At 68.6% G+C, this 17,171-nt stretch carries 17 protein-coding genes and 1 pseudogene; 8 read left to right on the top strand and 10 right to left on the bottom strand.

Annotation, left to right across the window (positions count from 1 at the left end; translation table 11 throughout):
- Positions 1 to 19: 19 nt before the first annotated feature.
- The 9 genes and pseudogenes from AC0IY0_RS12335 to rpsF form a co-directional block, all read right to left on the bottom strand.
- The gene (locus tag AC0IY0_RS12335; protein ID WP_471763920.1) at positions 20 to 883 is read right to left on the bottom strand and encodes a VOC family protein; all 864 of its coding nucleotides are present in this window, start codon (positions 881 to 883) and stop codon (positions 20 to 22) included.
- Positions 884 to 918: 35 nt separating this feature from the next.
- The gene (locus tag AC0IY0_RS12330) at positions 919 to 1,821 is read right to left on the bottom strand and encodes an SMP-30/gluconolactonase/LRE family protein (protein WP_147908114.1); all 903 of its coding nucleotides are present in this window, start codon (positions 1,819 to 1,821) and stop codon (positions 919 to 921) included.
- A 10-nt stretch (positions 1,822 to 1,831) separates the two neighbouring features.
- A complete protein-coding gene (locus AC0IY0_RS12325; RefSeq protein ID WP_147908115.1) occupies positions 1,832 to 2,281 on the bottom strand; it encodes a cupin domain-containing protein in 450 nt (149 codons plus the stop codon).
- 91 nt (positions 2,282 to 2,372) lie between these two features.
- Positions 2,373 to 2,813 (bottom strand): annotated as a pseudogene (locus tag AC0IY0_RS12320) (DUF29 domain-containing protein); the annotation flags it as partial.
- Positions 2,814 to 3,017: 204 nt separating this feature from the next.
- The gene (locus AC0IY0_RS12315; protein WP_147853662.1) at positions 3,018 to 4,505 is read right to left on the bottom strand and encodes a replicative DNA helicase; all 1,488 of its coding nucleotides are present in this window, start codon (positions 4,503 to 4,505) and stop codon (positions 3,018 to 3,020) included.
- 303 nt (positions 4,506 to 4,808) lie between these two features.
- Entirely contained in the window at positions 4,809 to 5,381 is a 573-nt protein-coding gene (rplI, locus tag AC0IY0_RS12310) for a 50S ribosomal protein L9 (protein WP_147908117.1), read from the bottom strand.
- Positions 5,382 to 5,422: 41 nt separating this feature from the next.
- Positions 5,423 to 6,454 (bottom strand): DUF2232 domain-containing protein, encoded by a 1,032-nt coding sequence (locus AC0IY0_RS12305; protein ID WP_147939150.1) that lies wholly within the window; start codon positions 6,452 to 6,454, stop codon positions 5,423 to 5,425.
- Between the two features lie 127 nt (positions 6,455 to 6,581).
- Positions 6,582 to 6,839: a 30S ribosomal protein S18 gene (rpsR, locus tag AC0IY0_RS12300; protein WP_091712669.1), complete on the bottom strand. Its 258-nt coding sequence runs from the start codon at positions 6,837 to 6,839 to the stop codon at positions 6,582 to 6,584.
- 3 nt (positions 6,840 to 6,842) lie between these two features.
- The gene (rpsF, locus tag AC0IY0_RS12295) at positions 6,843 to 7,319 is read right to left on the bottom strand and encodes a 30S ribosomal protein S6 (protein WP_147853665.1); all 477 of its coding nucleotides are present in this window, start codon (positions 7,317 to 7,319) and stop codon (positions 6,843 to 6,845) included.
- A 376-nt stretch (positions 7,320 to 7,695) separates the two neighbouring features.
- On the opposite strand from rpsF, the gene AC0IY0_RS12290 reads away from it, so the two are divergent.
- The 5 genes from AC0IY0_RS12290 (at position 7,696) to era (ending at position 11,679) form a co-directional block, all read left to right on the top strand.
- A complete protein-coding gene (locus tag AC0IY0_RS12290; protein WP_471763919.1) occupies positions 7,696 to 8,460 on the top strand; it encodes a pyridoxine 5'-phosphate synthase in 765 nt (254 codons plus the stop codon).
- Complete coding sequence (gene acpS / locus AC0IY0_RS12285) at positions 8,457 to 8,867, top strand: holo-ACP synthase (protein ID WP_471763918.1); 411 nt, start codon at positions 8,457 to 8,459, stop codon at positions 8,865 to 8,867. The genes AC0IY0_RS12290 and acpS overlap by 4 nt, the downstream gene beginning before the upstream one ends.
- 252 nt (positions 8,868 to 9,119) lie before the next feature.
- Positions 9,120 to 9,920 carry a signal peptidase I gene (gene lepB / locus AC0IY0_RS12280; protein WP_147853668.1) on the top strand — a complete coding sequence of 267 codons (801 nt, stop codon included), beginning with the start codon at positions 9,120 to 9,122 and terminating at the stop codon, positions 9,918 to 9,920.
- On the top strand, positions 9,917 to 10,696 hold the full coding sequence (gene rnc / locus AC0IY0_RS12275; RefSeq protein ID WP_419830686.1) for a ribonuclease III: 780 nt from the start codon (positions 9,917 to 9,919) through the stop codon (positions 10,694 to 10,696). Before lepB ends, rnc begins: the two co-directional genes overlap by 4 nt.
- Positions 10,693 to 11,679, top strand: a complete 987-nt coding sequence (gene era, locus AC0IY0_RS12270) for a GTPase Era (protein ID WP_471763917.1) — start codon at positions 10,693 to 10,695, stop codon at positions 11,677 to 11,679. The genes rnc and era overlap by 4 nt, the downstream gene beginning before the upstream one ends.
- 77 nt (positions 11,680 to 11,756) lie before the next feature.
- Here the strand turns inward: era and AC0IY0_RS12265 are convergent, their stop codons facing one another.
- Entirely contained in the window at positions 11,757 to 13,835 is a 2,079-nt protein-coding gene (locus tag AC0IY0_RS12265; protein WP_471763916.1) for a prolyl oligopeptidase family serine peptidase, read from the bottom strand.
- Positions 13,836 to 14,089: 254 nt separating this feature from the next.
- On the opposite strand from AC0IY0_RS12265, the gene AC0IY0_RS12260 reads away from it, so the two are divergent.
- From AC0IY0_RS12260 to AC0IY0_RS12250, 3 genes are all read left to right on the top strand, one after another.
- Positions 14,090 to 14,995, top strand: coding sequence for a class I SAM-dependent methyltransferase (locus tag AC0IY0_RS12260; protein WP_471763915.1), 906 nt, complete (start codon positions 14,090 to 14,092; stop codon positions 14,993 to 14,995).
- Complete coding sequence (locus AC0IY0_RS12255) at positions 14,992 to 15,732, top strand: pseudouridine synthase (protein ID WP_471763913.1); 741 nt, start codon at positions 14,992 to 14,994, stop codon at positions 15,730 to 15,732. Before AC0IY0_RS12260 ends, AC0IY0_RS12255 begins: the two co-directional genes overlap by 4 nt.
- 267 nt (positions 15,733 to 15,999) lie before the next feature.
- Entirely contained in the window at positions 16,000 to 17,067 is a 1,068-nt protein-coding gene (locus tag AC0IY0_RS12250; protein WP_147908126.1) for a 30S ribosomal protein S2, read from the top strand.
- The last annotated feature ends 104 nt before the right edge of the window (positions 17,068 to 17,171 follow it).

Below are 17,171 nucleotides of genomic sequence, written 5' to 3'. Positions count from 1 at the left end.
GCAGCGTCCGTCCGCGGGCTCAAGCCTTCACGAACAGGAACCCATGGCCATCCGGTCCCACACAATAGGCAGCCTCGCCATCCACGGACGAACGACGTGCAAACCCTGCGACACGGAGTACCTCGAGCAGCCCGTCCATATCGGCCACGGAAAAGACGAATCGCGTAGAGGCACGGTCGGCCGCGCCGAACACCGTGTTTGACCGCTTCGAGCCGGCCGGCTGACGGTAGTGCAGCAGTTCCATGTGCGGCGCGGGTGCGGGCGGCGTGAGCGCCATCACGTCGACCACGGGATCATCGAGGCCGTCGAGCCGCGCCTGCTCGGGCCCCCGGTTCAGGCCGGTTTGCGCGACGTGCAGGTTCAGGGCGCCGGTGAGGAACGACAGCGTCCGATCGAGATCGGCGACGGTAATCGCCGAATGGTCGATCCCGAGGAACAGACCCGGCGCGGCGCGCCAGCGCGCGGCTGGCTCCCCATCAGGGAAGAAGATCAGTTCCAGAGGATGCCCGTCCGGATCGCGAAACTTGTACGCGGTGACGCCACCCGAGGACGCGGGGAGGACCTGCGCGCGGCCCTGGCTGATCGGCGTCGTCTCGACCCGGCCGAGCTGCGCCATCGCAGCATCGATGTCGCGCACCGGGATCGCGAGGTGCTGAAAGAACGGATCGGTCGCCGCAGGATCGACCGGGTAAGCCGCGCCGGGGGGCTCGACCGTGAGGAACGTCACCATCTGGCCGCCGAGACGCAGGCGCAGCTGCCGGGCCTGCAGCCCCGTCAGCCCCATCGCCTGGGCCTGGGCGGTCGGCACCGGTTCCGGCGGAGCGATCCGCTCGAAGCCGAGACCGTCGCGATAAAAGGCTTCCGTGACGCCGAGGTCCGCCACGGTGCGGCTGAAGCCGACGATGGCCCGGACGCCGCTCATAGCAGCCGCGCCCCGCGCACGTTGGTGTAGATCGCGTACAGCGTATGCGAGGCGCACAGGAACAGGCGGCTGTCGTTGCGGCCGCCGAAGGTGAGGTTCGCGACCGTCGTCGGCACCAGGATCTTGCCGATCAATTCGCCGCCAGGGTCGATGCAGTGCACGCCATCGCCGGCACTGGACCACACATTGCCATGCTCGTCGCAGCGGATCCCGTCGGCATTGCCGGGCGCGATCTTGCAGAACACCGCCCCACCGGACAGGCCGCCATCCTCGGCGACGTCGAACACGCGCACGTGCTGGATCGGGTCCGTTGCGAATTGCAGTCCGGTCTCGACGACGTAGAGCTTACGCTCGTCGGGGGAGAAACACAGGCCGTTCGGACCCTGGAAGTCGTCGGCGACCACGCGCAGCGACCCGTCGCGGGGGTCGAACCGGTAGAGGGAAGCAGGAAGCTCGGCTTCCTCCTTGCCGCCTTCGTAATCGGTCTGGATGCCGTAGGGCGGATCCGAGAACCAGATCGTGCCGTCGGACTTGCAGACGATGTCGTTGGGCGAGTTGAGCCGCCGCCCCTGATAATGCTCGACCAGGCTGGTGATGCGGCCGTCGAGTTCGGTCCGGTGGATCCGCCGGCCGCGATGCGAGCAGGACAGAAGCCGCCCCTGGCGATCCCGGGTGTGGCCGTTCTCGAAGTCGCTTCCCTCGCGATAGACGCTCAGCCCGGCCTGATCCGTCCAGCGCATCACCCGGTTGTTGGGAAGATCCGAGAACAGCAACTCGTTGCGGTCGCCGAAATAGACAGGGCCTTCGGTCCAGCGAAAGCCGTCGGCGAGCTTTTCCAGTGGCGCGTTCGGCAGCACATACGCCTTGAAGCGCGGCTGCGTCAGCTCGAAGCCGTCCATGCCGCGGGCCCTACTTGAAGCGGCCGGGCTGGTTGACGGTCGGCTCAACCTGGAGCCCCGTCACGATCATGGTACAGGGCTCGTCGCCGACGGTGCCCGAGAGGTGGCCCTTCTTGCCATCGCGGACCCTGGTGTTCTGGTCCTCGCCCATCATCAGCTCGCCCGGGCCCATCTCGACCCGATGGCCGTCCATGGTCTCCACGAACCAGCGGCCAGACAGGATCGCGATCCATTGCGGTCGGGGGTTCTCATGCCACTCGCCGACCCAACCCACCGGCAGCACCGTGAAGGTCACCACCGACGGCGCCGGGTCCATCTTGTCGTTCCATTGCGGCGCGGTCTCGGGGTTGATCCCTTCGAACGTGAAGCGCTCGATGGAAAAGAGCTCCTGGCGGCTCACCCCCTCCCCGTCGGTATAGACGTGCCAATACGGCATCTTGGGAGGGGTCGGCTCGGTCATCGTCGATCCTGCGGCGGCGGGACATTCGTCTTCCGCTCAACGGCCGGATCCGGCGATGGTTCGCAGCGACCGCAGACCGCCGGGGGCGACCCTACCTGCGCGTCGATTGGGGCTCGCCGTCGTCCGGCAGCCAGGGAATCGGCCGAGTCATGATCGCGGTAAAGTCGTAGGTGCAGAACGGCGGGGAGGCGCCCTCATCGAGCCCAGTCTCCCCTGCCACCTCGATCCGCGCGCGATGATAGGCCCGATTCATGAGCGCCTGGATCTGCGACTTGAGGCTTCGGCTGTCTTCAAGACGCTCCACCACTAAGCTGCGCTGCGTCCGTATCGACGTCACCCAGCTGCGGCTCCGCCGCGTGGGCTGATGATCCCACGTCGGTAGGTGAAGCAGGATCACGCAGACGGCGCTCGTCAGCACGTGGCGTTCGCTGCGGCCCACGTCGGCAATCTCATCCGCAAGATGCTCGATGTCGAGACGCGCCCAAGCACCCGCCTGAAGGAGATGCACCTGCTCCTGCGTCCAGGCATAGACATCGTCCTCGTACCGCGCCGGCTACAGCTTCTGCGGCGCCCGGTTCGGATCTGTCACGACCACATCCTCGCAGCCGCCCGTTCACACGGTCATCGCCACACGACCGCATCATGCCTGGTATCAGAACCCACAAGATGCGGTAGCCTTTCGATCCGTGCGACCTTTTTCCGAAATTCGGCAGCCGCCTTTCGGGACGGTTCTCTATCACATCTGCTCGGGCAGCCGCTCGCTCTGGGCGAGGTTCGAGAACCGGGTGATGTTCGCGTCGAACTGCAGCTCCACCGTCCCGGTCGGACCGTGGCGCTGCTTGCCCAGGATCACCTCGGCCTTGCCGTGGACGCGGTTCATCTCTGCCTCCCAGGCGAAGAACTCCTCCGTGCCCTCCCGCGGCTTCTTGTTGTTGACGTAGTATTCCTCGCGGAACACGAACATCACCACGTCGGCGTCCTGCTCGATCGAGCCCGATTCACGCAGATCCGAGAGCTGCGGGCGCTTGTCATCGCGGTTCTCGACCTGACGCGAGAGCTGCGACAGCCCGATGATCGGCACAGCCAGCTCCTTCGCCAGCGCCTTCATGCCGGTGGTGATCTCGGTCATCTCCTGCACGCGGTTGTCGCTGCGCTTGCCGGAGCCGGAGAGCAGTTGCAGGTAGTCGACGATCAGCAAGTCCAGCCCCTTCTGGCGCTTGAGGCGCCGGGCGCGGGCAGCGAGCTGGGCGATCGAGATGCCGCCGGTCTGATCGATGTAGAACGGGATCGTCTGCATATCCCGCGCGGCGTCGGTGATCTTGTAGAAATCCTCCGGCCGGATGTCGCCGCGGCGGATCTTGTAGGACGGCACGCCCGATTGCTCGGCGATGATGCGGGTGGCGAGCTGCTCGGCTGACATTTCAAGGGAGAAGAACCCCACGATCCCGCCGTTGACGGTCTGCATCGTGCCGTCCGCCTGCTTCTCGCCGCGATACGCCTTGGCGATATTGAAGGCGATGTTGGTCACCAGCGAGGTCTTGCCCATGGCCGGGCGGCCAGCGAGGATGATCAAGTCGGAGGATTGCAGGCCGCCCATCTTGGCGTCGAGGTCGGACAGGCCGGTGGCGATGCCCGAGAGCTTGCCGTCCCGCTGGTAGGCCTTCGCGGCCATGTCGACCGCGGCGGTGAGCGCGTCGGAGAATTTCTGGAAGCCGCCATCGTACTTGCCGGCCTCGGCGAGCTCGTAGAGGCGCCGCTCGGTCTCCTCGATCTGGTCGCGGGGCGCCTGCTCGACCGGAGCTTCGTAGGCCCCGTTCACCAGATCCTCGCCGATGGTGATCAGGCGACGGCGGATGGCGAGGTCGTAGATCGTGCGGCCGTAGGCGCCGGCGTTGATCACCGTAGTCGCATCGGCGGCAAGCCGAGCGAGGTACTGCATCACCGTCTGGCCGCCGAAATCGGCGTCGCCCAGATAGGTCTTCATAGTGATGGGCGTGGCGAGCTTGCCGGCCCGGATCAGGGACGCCGCCACGGAAAAAATCTGCTGGTGGGCATCCTCCATGAAGTGCTCGGCCAGCAGGAAGTCCGACACCCGGTAATAGGCGTCGTTGTTCACCAGAATGGCGCCGAGCAGCGCCTGCTCCGCATCGATGTTGTGCGGGGCGACGCGGTACTCGGCCTGGACCGCTTCCAGCTTGGCCGTGAGCGCATTGGGCAGGGCCATCGGCGGACGACTCCGAATTCAGGCGCCGCGGCGGGCGCACCAGGATCACACCGCGCGACCTTGGCCTCAGTATGGTTACTGAAGCCTAGCCGACGGCCGGTTCGTCCGGCCCCGGCCCGGACGAACGGACGCCCGCCGACTCTCGCGAGGGGCGGGCGTCCATGCTGGAACAAAACTGGAACGTGTCAAGTCTCGGAGGGACCGATCCCCAGTCTTCACCGGTATACAGGGCTCCCGCCTGCGCCGCCCCGCGCGACCCGGAGGGCCCTTGCGGAGCCGCGAAAACCGGTCGTCCCGAGAGAATCAGCCGCGGTCGTCGGCACCTTCGCCGGCATCGGCCAACGCCATGCCGACCTCTAGGCCGAGGTCGTCGAGGTTGAACGCCTCGCGCTCGGTGACCGACTCGCCGCGGGCCTGACGCTCGGCCTCCTCGGGGCTGCGGGCGACGTTGACCGTGACCTGGACATCGACCTCGGGGTGCAGGACCACCGGGACGTTATGCAGGCCGAGGGTCTTGATCGGCTGGTTCAGGATGAACTGGCCGCGATCGACCGTGAAGCCGTCCTTGGCCACCACCTCGGCGAGATCGCGGGTGGAGACGGAGCCGTAGAGCACGCCGGTCTCGCCCGACTGGCGGATCAGGATGAAGCTCTGGCCGTTCAGCTTCTCGGCGACGGCCTCGGCGTCCTTCTTGCGGTCGAGGTTGCGGGCCTCGAGCTGGGCGCGCTGCGACTCGAAGTGCTTCTTGTTGGATTCCGTCGCGCGCAGGGCCTTGCCGCGGGCGAGCAGGAAGTTGCGGGCGAAGCCCGGGCGGACGTTCACGGTCTCGCCCATCTGGCCAAGCTTGGCCACGCGCTCGAGCAGGATCACTTCCATCGTTTTTCTCCTTCAGTTGGTCGGCCTCGCGGGCCGGGGACTCACGGCGCCGGGTTGTCCTTGGGACGTCGGCGATCGAGGGCGGTGTCGGCCAAGCCGAACAGGGTGAGTGCCACCAGGGCCACACCCTGGGTCACGAACAGGATGAGGTACATGCCGAACAGCATCAGCCCGCGACCGGGCCGGCCGCGCGAGCGGTCGTGGAACGCCGCGAGACCCTGGAGCGCGAAAGCCGCGCTGAACGCCCCCACGAGCGCCACGCCGAACACGCCGACGTAGCCGGGGGCGAAGCACATCAGCACGGCCGCGGCCAGGGTCACCAGGGTGGTGCGCGGCATTGCGGTCGCCGGCAGGTCCGGCCAGGGCCGCGGCAGCCGGCCGGAGATCTTCACGATCCTGGCCGAGGCCCAGAGATAGAAGGTGAGGAGCAAAGCCAGACCGTTGGCCGCGAAGGCCGGGACGACGCGCGCGAGCGCGTCCGCGACCTCGGTCCGGGTCACCTCGGCCTCGTCGGCGCCGGCCTTGGGTGCTTGCTCCGTGTCCGACGCGGGGTCCGAACCGGACTCGGTCACCTCCGGCTGGGGCACCTCGGCACGACGGTCCGGCGTCGGACGGGCAGCGGGATCGCGGACCTGGACCAGCGTACGGGCGAGCCCGCGCAGTTGCGCGTCGAAGGCCGCGTGGTTCGGCGAGGACAGAACCGCAATGGCGATGAACGCCAGCGCCGCGGTGGCGGCGGTCCAGCCGAGCAGGCGGCCGGTGGGGTACCATTCGAGGCCGGAAGACGTCTCGCGGCCGAGCAGGGTCAGATAAGCGAGCCACCAGGCCGGAAGGGCGATGTAGGCGGCGTAGGCGAGGCCCATGAAGGGCGCGATCACCAGGGCCAGCGCCAGGCTGCCGGCCGCTGCGGCGGCCAACGCCGCCTTGTGGCTCCAGCCCAGGCCGACGATCAGGATCGGCAGCGGCGCCACGAGGTAGAGCACGATCGCCAGCGGGGTCGCCTTCAACAACACTCCGAACAGGAGTGCGGATACGAGGCCCGCGCCGATACCGATGCCGATATGTTGTGCCATGGATTCCGCTGTCCCGCTGCCATCAAGGCAGGGTTAGAGGCGACACTGCGCCCCAACGATCGAGCGATGCCAGATCGCTCTGTGAGGACCGGCCCGGGTCTAGCCCGGGCCGGACGGTCGAATCAGCCTACTTGATCACGTAGGGCAGGAGGCCGAGGAAGCGGGCGCGCTTGATCGCCTGGGCGAGCTCGCGCTGCTTCTTGGCCGACACCGCAGTGATGCGCGACGGCACGATCTTGCCGCGCTCCGACACGTAGCGGGACAGCAGCTTGACGTCCTTGTAGTCGATCTTCGGCGCGTTCGCGCCGGAGAACGGACAGGTCTTGCGACGACGGAAGAAGGGACGGCGTCCACCGCCAGCACCCGCACCAGCACCAAATGCCATGGCTTAGGCCTCCCCGCCAAACGTACGCTCGGGACGATCGCCGCCGCGATCGCCACGGTCCGGACGGTCGCCGCCGCCGAAGCCGCCGCCGCCGCCACCGCCGAAGCCGTCATCGTCACGACGCCGGCCGCGCTCGCGATCCTTGCGGTCGTCGCGGTCGCGCTTCTGCATCATCGCGGACGGCTCGGAATCGAGATCCTCGACCCGGACGGTCATGAAGCGCAGCACGTCCTCGGAGATCTGCATCTGGCGCTCCATCTCGGCAATGGCAGCCGGCGGGGCGTCGATGTTGAGGAGCGCGAAATGCGCCTTGCGGTTCTTCTTGATGCGGTAGGCCAGGGACTTCACGCCCCACATCTCGATCTTCTCGAGGCGGCCGCCGTTCTGCTCGATCACACCCTTGTAGGTGTCGATCATCGTCTCGACCTGCTGGGACGTCACGTCCTGCCGGGCCAAGAGCACGTGCTCGTAGAGAGGCATATTCGGGCCTTTCAGTGTCAAAAGGAGCCCGGCCGCCCGAAGGCAGCTGGTTCGGGCCGGTTCATTTCGCGAGACGCTCGGCGCCAAGCCCTTCGAGCCGATTTTCAGGCCCGAGCGGTTGATCGAAGGCGGAGACACCGGACGACGGGTCGTTCAAGACCCTATGCCGCGAGCGGCACCGTCCGTTCAGCCCCCGGCCGGAGCGAACGCGAGGGGCGGCGCATACTGGTTTTTTCCCGCACTGGCAAGGGCGGCAGGTCCGGACGCGTCCGCTCGGCCAACGTACCAGTCCGTCTTGCCGATGGGGCGCGCCGCCAGCATATCGGCGGTTCGAGGGCGCCTGCCGGAGCAGGCCGGCCCCGGGACCGATGAGCCCATGACGTCCGAGAACACGACCTTCGAGAAGCAGCGCCTCGGCGTCAACATCGACCACGTCGCCACCGTGCGCAATGCACGCGGCGAGCAGTATCCCGATCCCGTTCGCGCGGCCCTCCTGGCGGTCGAGGCCGGAGCGGACGGGATCACCGCGCATCTGCGCGAGGACCGCCGCCACATCCGGGACGCCGACATCGCCGCGCTGAAGCGCGACCTCACGGTGCCGCTGAACTTCGAGATGGCCGCGACCGACGAGATGGTGGCGATCGCCCTGGCGACCCGGCCCCACGCCGCCTGCCTGGTGCCGGAGAAACGTGCGGAGCGCACCACCGAGGGCGGCCTCGACATCGTCGGCGGCCGCGCTCATCTCGCCCCCCGCATCCGGGCCCTCGCCGAGGCCGGCATCCGGGTGTCGCTGTTCGTCGAGCCCGAACCGGCGATCATGGAGGCGGCCGCCGCGCTCGGCGCTCCGGTCGTCGAGCTGCACACCGGCAGCTACTGCGAGGCCGCCGTGGCGGGGGACGACGGGCGCATCGCCCACGAGCTGGCCCGGATCACGCGGGCCGCCCAGCACGGCGCCGGCCTCGGCCTTGAGATCCATGCCGGCCACGGGCTCACGGTCGACAGCGTCGGCCCGGTGGTGGCGCTGCCGCAGATCCGGGAGCTGAATATCGGCCATGCGCTGATCGCCGACGCGATCTTCGTAGGGCTCGCCCAGGCTGTCCGGAACATGCGGGCCGCGATGGATCGTGGCCGGCGCGCATGATCATCGGCATCGGCTCGGATCTCTGCGACATCGACCGGATCGCCCGGACGCTGGAGCGGCACGGCGATCGCTTCACACACCGGGTGTTCACGGACGGGGAGCGGGCGCGCTGCGATCGCCGCGCCGCGCGGGCGCCCGGCTATGCCAGGCGATTCGCCGCCAAGGAGGCGTGTGCCAAGGCCCTGGGGACGGGCCTTAGCGCCGGCGTGTTCTGGCGCGACATGGAGGTGGTGAACCTGCCCTCCGGCCAGCCGACCCTGCGGCTCTCCGGTGGCGCCGCCGCACGCCTCTCCGAACTGCTGCCCGTGGGGCATGAGGGCCGCCTGCACGTCAGCCTGACGGACGACCCGCCGATGGCTCAAGCCTTCGTGATCATCGAGGCGCTGCCGACTTCGTCATCCGGTTAAGAGTCGGGATGGCGGATTACCCCGCACCCCTCGCGCGTTGCGGGGGGCTCGCGCTTGGTCTAGACCGCCGCACGCAGCGGACACGATTGCGGCGCATTCCTCGGGACAACCGCTGATCCGCCGCGAGCGGCGGGGCCGTGCCCTGCTGGCGGCGGGCGTATGATGCGGGATTGCGGAAGCAGGCTTTCCGGGACCATCGTACGATAACGGAAGAGCCGGGGCGTGCTCCGGCGACGGAATCTGAGTCTGAAGATGGAACGCGCACGCGTGGATCACGACGGCAAGCCGCTGACGAAACCGGTCGAGACCGGCACCTGGGCCAGCATCCGCGAGACGCTGAAGGTCGGCGTCCAGGCGCTGCTGATCGCCCTCGTGGTGCGCACGCTGCTGTTCCAGCCGTTCAACATCCCGTCGGGCTCGCTGGTGCCGACGCTGCTGATCGGCGATTACTTGTTCGTCTCCAAGTACTCCTACGGGTACTCGAAGTACTCGCTTCCGCTGTCGGAATACATTCCGATTCAGGCGGATGGGCGCGTCTGGGCGGCCGAGCCGAAGCGCGGCGACATCGCGGTGTTCAAGCTGCCCAAGGACAATGCGACCGATTACATCAAGCGCGTGATCGGGCTGCCGGGCGACAAGATCCAGATGATCGACGGCGTGCTCAACATCAACGGCAAGGCGGTCAAGCGCGAGCGGATCGCCGATTACGAGACGACCGATCCCTACGGCCAGGCGACCAAGGTGCCCCAATACCTCGAGACGCTGCCGAACGGCGTCGTTCACCGGGTGATCGAGCGGGACGGCGACAACGGGTTCTGGGACAAGACCGAACTCTACACCGTGCCGAGCGGTCATTTCTTCATGATGGGCGACAACCGGGACAATTCCACCGATTCGCGGGATCTCGCCAGCGTCGGCTACGTGCCCTTCGCCAACCTGGTCGGGCGCGCCGAGATGATCTTCTTCTCGATCGACGAGGGCACCCCGGCCTGGCAGCTCTGGAACTGGCCGGCCCACGTGCGCTGGTCGCGCCTGTTCTCGACCATCCATTGAACGGCCCGGACTTGGACGAGGCTGGACAGGCCCGACCGTCTTCCCGGGCGCGGCGTTCCCACAAGCCCAGGCCGCCGCTCGGTGTCCTGGAGGAGCGGATCGGCCACACCTTCGCCGATCAGAACCTGCTGACCCGGGCCCTGACCCATACCAGCAAGGCCATCGGACGCGGCGGCAGCTACCAGCGCCTGGAATTCCTCGGCGACCGCGTGCTCGGGCTGGCGGTGGCGGACCGGCTCTATGCCGCCTTTCCGGACGCCGACGAGGGTGACCTATCGCGTCGCCTGGCCGGCCTCGTGCGCCGGGAGACCTGCGCGGCGGTGGCGGCCTCCTGGGAGGTCGGGCCGCACCTGATCCTCGGCCAGGGCGAGGTGATGGGCGGCGGCCGCCGCAACCAGACGATCCTGGCCGACGTGTGCGAGGCGATCCTCGGGGCGGTCTACCTCGATGCCGGCTTCGACGCGGCGCGCCTGATCGTCGAGGCGCATTTCCACCCGACCGAGCCCCTGTCGGCCCATCGCGGCCGCGACGCGAAATCCGCCTTGCAGGAATGGGCAATGGGCCGGAGCCTGCCGATCCCCATTTACGCGGTGGTCGAGCGCACCGGCCCGGATCATGCGCCCCGGTTCCGCATTGCCGTACAGGTCGAGGGGCTCGAGCCGGGACACGGCGAGGGCACCTCGAAGCGTGTCGCCGAGCAGGAGGCCGCCCGCGCGCTGATGGAGCGCGAGGGTATCGGTACCGTCCCCGAGGCGGGACCGACGGAGACAGCATGACCGATCACGATCACGACGACGCACAGGATGACGGCCCGGCCGAGGGCTCGGCACCGAAGGGCCCCTCGGCGCTCCCGGGCACGCCCGCCGATGCCCGGGCGGGCTTCGTCGCGCTCATCGGCGTGCCGAATGCCGGCAAGTCGACGCTCCTCAACAACCTGGTCGGCACGAAGGTCTCGATCGTCTCACGCAAGGTGCAGACGACCCGGGCGCTGGTGCGCGGCATCTTGATCGAGGGATCAGCCCAGGTCATCCTGGTCGACACCCCCGGCATCTTCGCGCCGAAGCGTCGGCTCGACAGGGCGATGGTGCATTCGGCCTGGAGCGGCGCCGCCGACGCGGATGCGGTGTGCCTGCTGGTCGACGCCCGCAAGGGCCTGGACGACGAGGTCGAGGCGATCCTGAGCCGACTGGGCGGGGTGAAGCGCGAGAAGATGCTGATCCTCAACAAGATCGACCTGATCCCGCGCGAGCGGCTGCTCGATCTCGCCGCCAAGCTCAATGCGGCCTCTCCCTTTGCCGAGACCTTCATGATCTCAGCGCTCAAGGGCGATGGCGTCGGCGATCTCCGTCGGGCGCTCGCCGCCCGGATGCCACCGGGTCCGTGGCTCTATCCGGAGGATCAGGTCTCGGACGCGCCGCTGCGCATGCTCGCCGCCGAGATCACCCGGGAGAAGATCTACGACCGGCTGCACGAGGAATTGCCATACCGGTCCACGGTCGAGACCGACCAGTGGCAGATCCGGCCGGATGGGTCGGTGCGGATCGAGCAGACGATCTTCGTCGAGCGCGAGAGCCAGCGCTCGATCGTCCTGGGCAAAGGCGGCCAGACCATCAAGGCGATCGGCCAGGCGGCCCGCATCGAAATCGCCGAGGCGGCGGACACGAAGGTCCACCTGTTCCTACACGTGAAGGTCCGGGAGAACTGGGCCGACGACCCGGCCCGCTACCGCGAGATGGGTCTCGAATTCCCGCGCGGCTGAACCGGGTATCAAGGGGCGAGGCCCTTTGGCGGGGTTCGGCGGCTGAGCCCCTTAGACATTCAGGGCTCTCGCGTTCGTCAGGCGTCCGGTTCGGACCAGCCGATCGACCGGCGCAGGAAGGTCAGGCCCAGCGCCAGGAACGCCGCCGCCTCGGCATTGTCCTTGCCGTAGCCGTGTCCGCCCGAGGCCGGCTCGTAGAAGGCCGCGTCATAGCCCAGCGCGTTCAGCTTCCGGGCCATCTTGCGTGCGTGGCCCGGATGCACGCGGTCGTCACGGCGGCTCGTAGCCAGCAGGATCGGCGGGTAGGGCCGGTCTGCTTCAGCCGCATGGTAGGCCGAGATCGCACGGATGAACGCCCAGTCCTGCGGGTCGTCCGGATCGCCGTATTCGGCGATCCAGCTCGCCCCGGCCAGGAGCTTGGTGTAGCGGCGCATGTCGATCAGCGGGATCGTGCAGAACAGGGCCCCGAACCGCTCCGGATAGCGGGTCAGCATGTTGGCGATAAGCAGGCCGCCGTTCGATCCGCCCTCCGCGGCGATCCGGCCCGGCCGCGTCACGCCGCGTGCGACGAGGTCGGCCGCGACCGCTGCGAAGTCGTCATGCGCCCGGGTCTTGCCCTCGCGGCGGCCGGCATCGTGCCAGCGCGTCCCGAACTCGCCGCCGCCGCGGATATTGGCGACGACGTTCGTACCGCCCCGCTCCATCCAGAGCTTCCCGAGAACCGGCGCGTAGCTCGGCAGCAGCGGGATCCGGAAACCGCCGTAGGCGGTCATGTGCACCGGGGCCTCGCCGGTCTGGCCCTCCGGGCCGGTCTGGACATAGGGAACGCGCGTTCCGTCGACCGAGATCGCCTCATGCCGGGTCACGCGCAATCCACGCGCGTCGAAGGCCGGCGGCGTTGCGCGTAAGACCGCGGGTGCTCCGAGATCCGGCGCGATGATGAGGAGCGTCGCGGGCGTCACGGGGTCATGCACCAGCGCCAGCAGCGTGCCGTCCGCCTCCTCGGGATCGCCGTCGAGGGGCCAGACATTGACGCTGCCGAGCGCCGGCAGCCCCTCCAACGGCTGTGTCGTCCAGTTATCGTCCCCCGGCGTGCAAACCGTGTAGGTCGGGCGCAGATCGTCGAGCGCATGCACGAACAGGCGCCCCGCCGACCAGAACACGTCCTGGAGCGCCCGGCGCTCGTCCGGTTGCCACAGCACCGCGAAGTCGCGACGTCCGGCCAGGAACTCGGAGAGCGGCAGCGCCAGCACGGTGTCGGTCGCGTGCTCTACGCCGTCCACGGGCCAGGGCCGGCGCGGTCGCACGGCGAGGTAATCCCGGTCGATCTGCACATCCGCGTCGGAGGGCAGGTCGAGCTCCGTGCGCGGGCCAGTCCGGTCGCCCAAGTGGATCTTCGTATCGAAGAAGCCGACCTGCTCGATGAAGACGAGCCGCTCGACGCCCGTCTCCCGATCGACCGAGGCCCATGCGGCCATGCTGGTCTCGGGCACGTCGAACAGCACCGCGGCGGCCTGTGGATCCGAGCCGCGCGATACTATCCGAATGGTGCGCGGGTAGCCCGCACGTGTGGCCATTCCGTCGCCGTAGGCGCTCGACACCAGCAGCGTATCGCCGTCGAGCCAGGCAGCGCCGCCCTTCGCCTCGGGCAGGACGAAGCCGTCGGCCACGAAGCGGCGGGCCGTCAGGTCGAATTCGCGCACGACCTTCGCATCGCCGCCGCCCCGGCTGAGGGAGAGCAGGGCGCGATCATGGCCGTCCTTCAGGATCGACGATCCGGCCCAGACCCAATCTTCGCCCTCCGCGACGGCCAGGGCGTCGAGATCGATCAGGATGTCCCAGTCCGGCACCCCGGTCCGGAAGCTCGCCTCGTCGGTGCGCCGCCACAGACCGCGCGGATGCTCGGCATCCTTCCAGACATTGTACAGCTGTCCGCCGCGCCGCGAGACCAGCGGGATCCGATCCGGCCGATCGAGGATTACACGCGCGATGTCGCGGTCCCGGGCGAAGGCGGCATCGCCGTAGCGGGCGAGGGTCTCGGTGTTGCGCCCCTCGACCCAGGCCAGCGCCTCCGGCCCGTCGATCTCCTCCAGCCAGAGATAGGGATCGTCGTCCGGATGCTGCAGGGACGGGCACGGATCGATCGGAACGTTCATGGCGGACACGATAGACCCGGATCCGGGGTTTCGTGAACGGCTGTGGCCGCGTCAGTTTGCACACACGCACCGGTTGCCGGTTGGAGGCTCGGTCGGGATCGGACGGCGAGGTGCGCGGATCCTGAGGCTGGGCTTCCAGGCCCATTCCAGTGTAACAGGCATCGTTCCCCCCGGATGATCCGAGTCGGGCGCGGGTTTCCCGCTCCGCCGTGGATTCGCGTTCCGATGCCAGCTCTCCAGATCCTGAATCATTCATGCGCCACGCCGTCTACGGCCTGCCGCCGGTTGACCTCGCCGAGGTCCCCGGTGACGCCGTCCAGCTGTCCCCCCTGATCCCCGGCTCTGCCCGGCTCGAAGATCTGTCCGAGGGCAGCCTTAACGCCGCGACCGTGCTGGCACCGCCCGGCACTATCGAGCGGCGCTACGTCCTCGCCCATACGTTGCGGGCCCTCGTGCCCGGCGGCCGGATGATGGCGCTCGCCCCGAAGGACCGGGGTGGTGCCCGGCTGGCCAAGGAGTTGGCCGCCTTCGAATGCCAAGCGGCCGACGAGCCGCGCCGCCACCACCGGATCTGCACGCTGGTGCGGCCGCCGGAACCGGCCGGGCTCGCGGCCGCGATCGACGAGGGCGGGCCGCGCCACGTCGACAACCTGGCCTTGTGCACGCAGCCGGGCATCTTCTCCTGGGATCGGCTCGATCCCGGCACGGCGCTGCTCCTGGCCAACCTTCCGGCGATGAAGGGACGGGGCGCCGATCTCGGCTGCGGCCTCGGGATCCTGTCCCGGGTAATCCTGGGTTCGCCCGCCGTCACGGCGCTGACGCTGGTCGAGGTCGATCGCCGCGCCGTAGACATGGCGCATCGCAACGTCGCCGACCCGCGCGCCACGATCGTCTGGGCCGACATCCGGGCGGGCGGCACGGTACCGGGGAGCCTCGATTTCGTCGTCATGAATCCGCCGTTCCACGATGGCGGCACCGAGGACCAGGCGCTCGGCCGGACGTTCATCGCCCGGGCCGCCGAGGCGTTGCGGAAGGGCGGCACGCTGTGGCTCGTGGCCAACGCGCACCTCCCGTACGAGACCGCCCTGGGGGCGGCCTTCCGCGACGTCGCGGTCACGGTGCAGGCCGGCGGCTACCGGGTCTACGAGGCGCGCCGATGAGGGCGACGAAGTCCGTCCGGCTCGACAAGCTGCTCGCCAACCTCGGCTACGGATCGCGCCGCGAGATCCAGAATCTGGCGCGGGGCGGCGCGATCCTGCTGGACGGCGCGGAGGTGGCGGATGCCGGTGACCGGATCGCCCTCGATCCCGATCTCCCGCAGCGGCTGACCATCGACCGCGCACCGGTCGATCCGCTGCCGGGGCTGTGCCTGATGCTGCACAAACCGCTGGGCGTGACCTGCTCGCACAAGGAGGCCGGCCCGCTGGTCTACGGGCTGCTGCCGGAGCGCTGGCGGCGGCGCGACCCGCCGCTCTCGACGGTGGGGCGCCTCGACAAGGAGACCTCGGGCCTGCTGCTGCTCACCGATGACGGCGCATTGCTGCATCGGATCATCGCCCCCAAAGCGAACGTGGCGAAGCGCTACCGGGTCACCCTGGACCGGCCACTCGACGGGACCGAAGCGGCCACCTTCGCGTCCGGCACGCTGATGCTGGAGGGCGAGGACCGGCCATTGCTGCCGGTGCAGTTGGAGGTGGAAGATCCGACTCATTGCGCGGTCACGCTGACCGAGGGCCGTTACCACCAGGTCCGCCGGATGTTCGCGGCGATCGGCAACCATGTCGTGGTGCTGCATCGGGACCGAATCGGGGGGCTCGACCTGCCGACCGACCTTCCGGCCGGGGGGTATCGGGTGATGAACGAGCCCGATGTTGCGGCGGTGTTTGCCGCCCCTTGAAGCGGCCTTCGGCGAACGTCAGCATAGCGAATGCGACGGCAGCCATCGGAGCATCATCAGAGCCGAGCGCGACCGGTTGCGAACGCCTCGAGCCGCTCCCTGCGCGTCACCCGAATCCTTGCATCGAGCCCCGTCCTCTGCTAAGCGCCCGCCCATCCCACACGCGGAGCCGGCCTCATGCCTGAATGAGGCGTCTTCCGGTGGCCGACCGAATCTTTCGGGCGGCTGCATCCCTCCGCGGCGGATCCAACCGGAGAGTAAAAAGATATGGCCGTCGATTTCTCTATGCGTCAGCTGCTCGAGGCGGGCGCCCATTTCGGTCACCAGTCGCACCGCTGGAACCCGAAGATGCAGCCGTACATTTTCGGCACCCGCAATAACATCCACATCATCGACCTGGCCCAGACCGTGCCGGCGCTGCACACCGCGCTTCAGGCGGTGAGCGACACCGTGGCCAAGGGCGGCCGGGTGCTGTTCGTCGGCACCAAGCGCCAGGCCGCCGACACGATCGCGGACGCCGCCAAGCGCTCGGCCCAGTACTATGTGAACTCCCGCTGGCTGGGCGGCATGCTCACCAACTGGAAGACCATCTCGGGCTCGATCTCGCGCCTGCGCAAGGTCACCGAGACGCTCGAGACCGGCGGCCCGGGCCTGACCAAGAAGGAGCGCCTGATGCTGTCCCGTGAGAAGGACAAGCTGGAGAAGGCACTGGGCGGCATCAAGGACATGGGCGGCGTGCCGGACCTGCTGTTCGTGATCGACACCAACAAGGAGCAGCTGGCGATCAAGGAGGCCAACCGCCTCGGGATCCCGGTGGCCGCGATCGTCGACACCAATTGCAACCCGGACGGCATCACCCACATCGTTCCGGCCAACGACGACGCCGGCCGCGCCATCGCGCTTTACTGCGACCTGATCGCGAAGGCCGCCATCGATGGCATCTCGCGGGCCCAAGGTTCGTCGGGCGTCGATCTGGGCGCCTCCGAGGAGCCGCAGGCCGAGGAGCTGCCGGCCAACGACGCCGCCGCCGTCTCGGTCGAGTCCGACGCGCTCGATCCGGCCGACGTGGCGATGCTCGCCGAGACCACCGAGCATTTCGAGCTGCTCGCCGCCCCGCGCGGCGCGCCGGACGACCTGACCAAGCTCCACGGCGCCGGTCCGCAGATCGTCCAGAAGCTCAACGATGCCGGCATCTACCACTACTGGCAGATCGCCGCGATGACGCCCGAGGAGGTCGCCAAGGTCGATTCCGACCTGAAGCTCAACGGCCGCATCGATCGCGACTCGTGGGTCTCGCAGGCTCGCGGCTTCGTCGAGGCCGCCGCCGCGGTGTAAGCCTTCCGGACCTCGCGACGCCCCGGCCATCGGGGTGTCGCGGATCCGACCTTATCGGGCCCGGCCGCTCACCCGCGTGCCGGGCCTCTCTCATCCAGACCATA

The sequence above is a fragment of the Methylobacterium sp. AC315 genome (assembly GCF_979253755.1).
The sequence above is the reverse complement of the archived record's forward strand: the minus strand, read 5'-3'. Positions and strand labels throughout refer to the sequence as shown.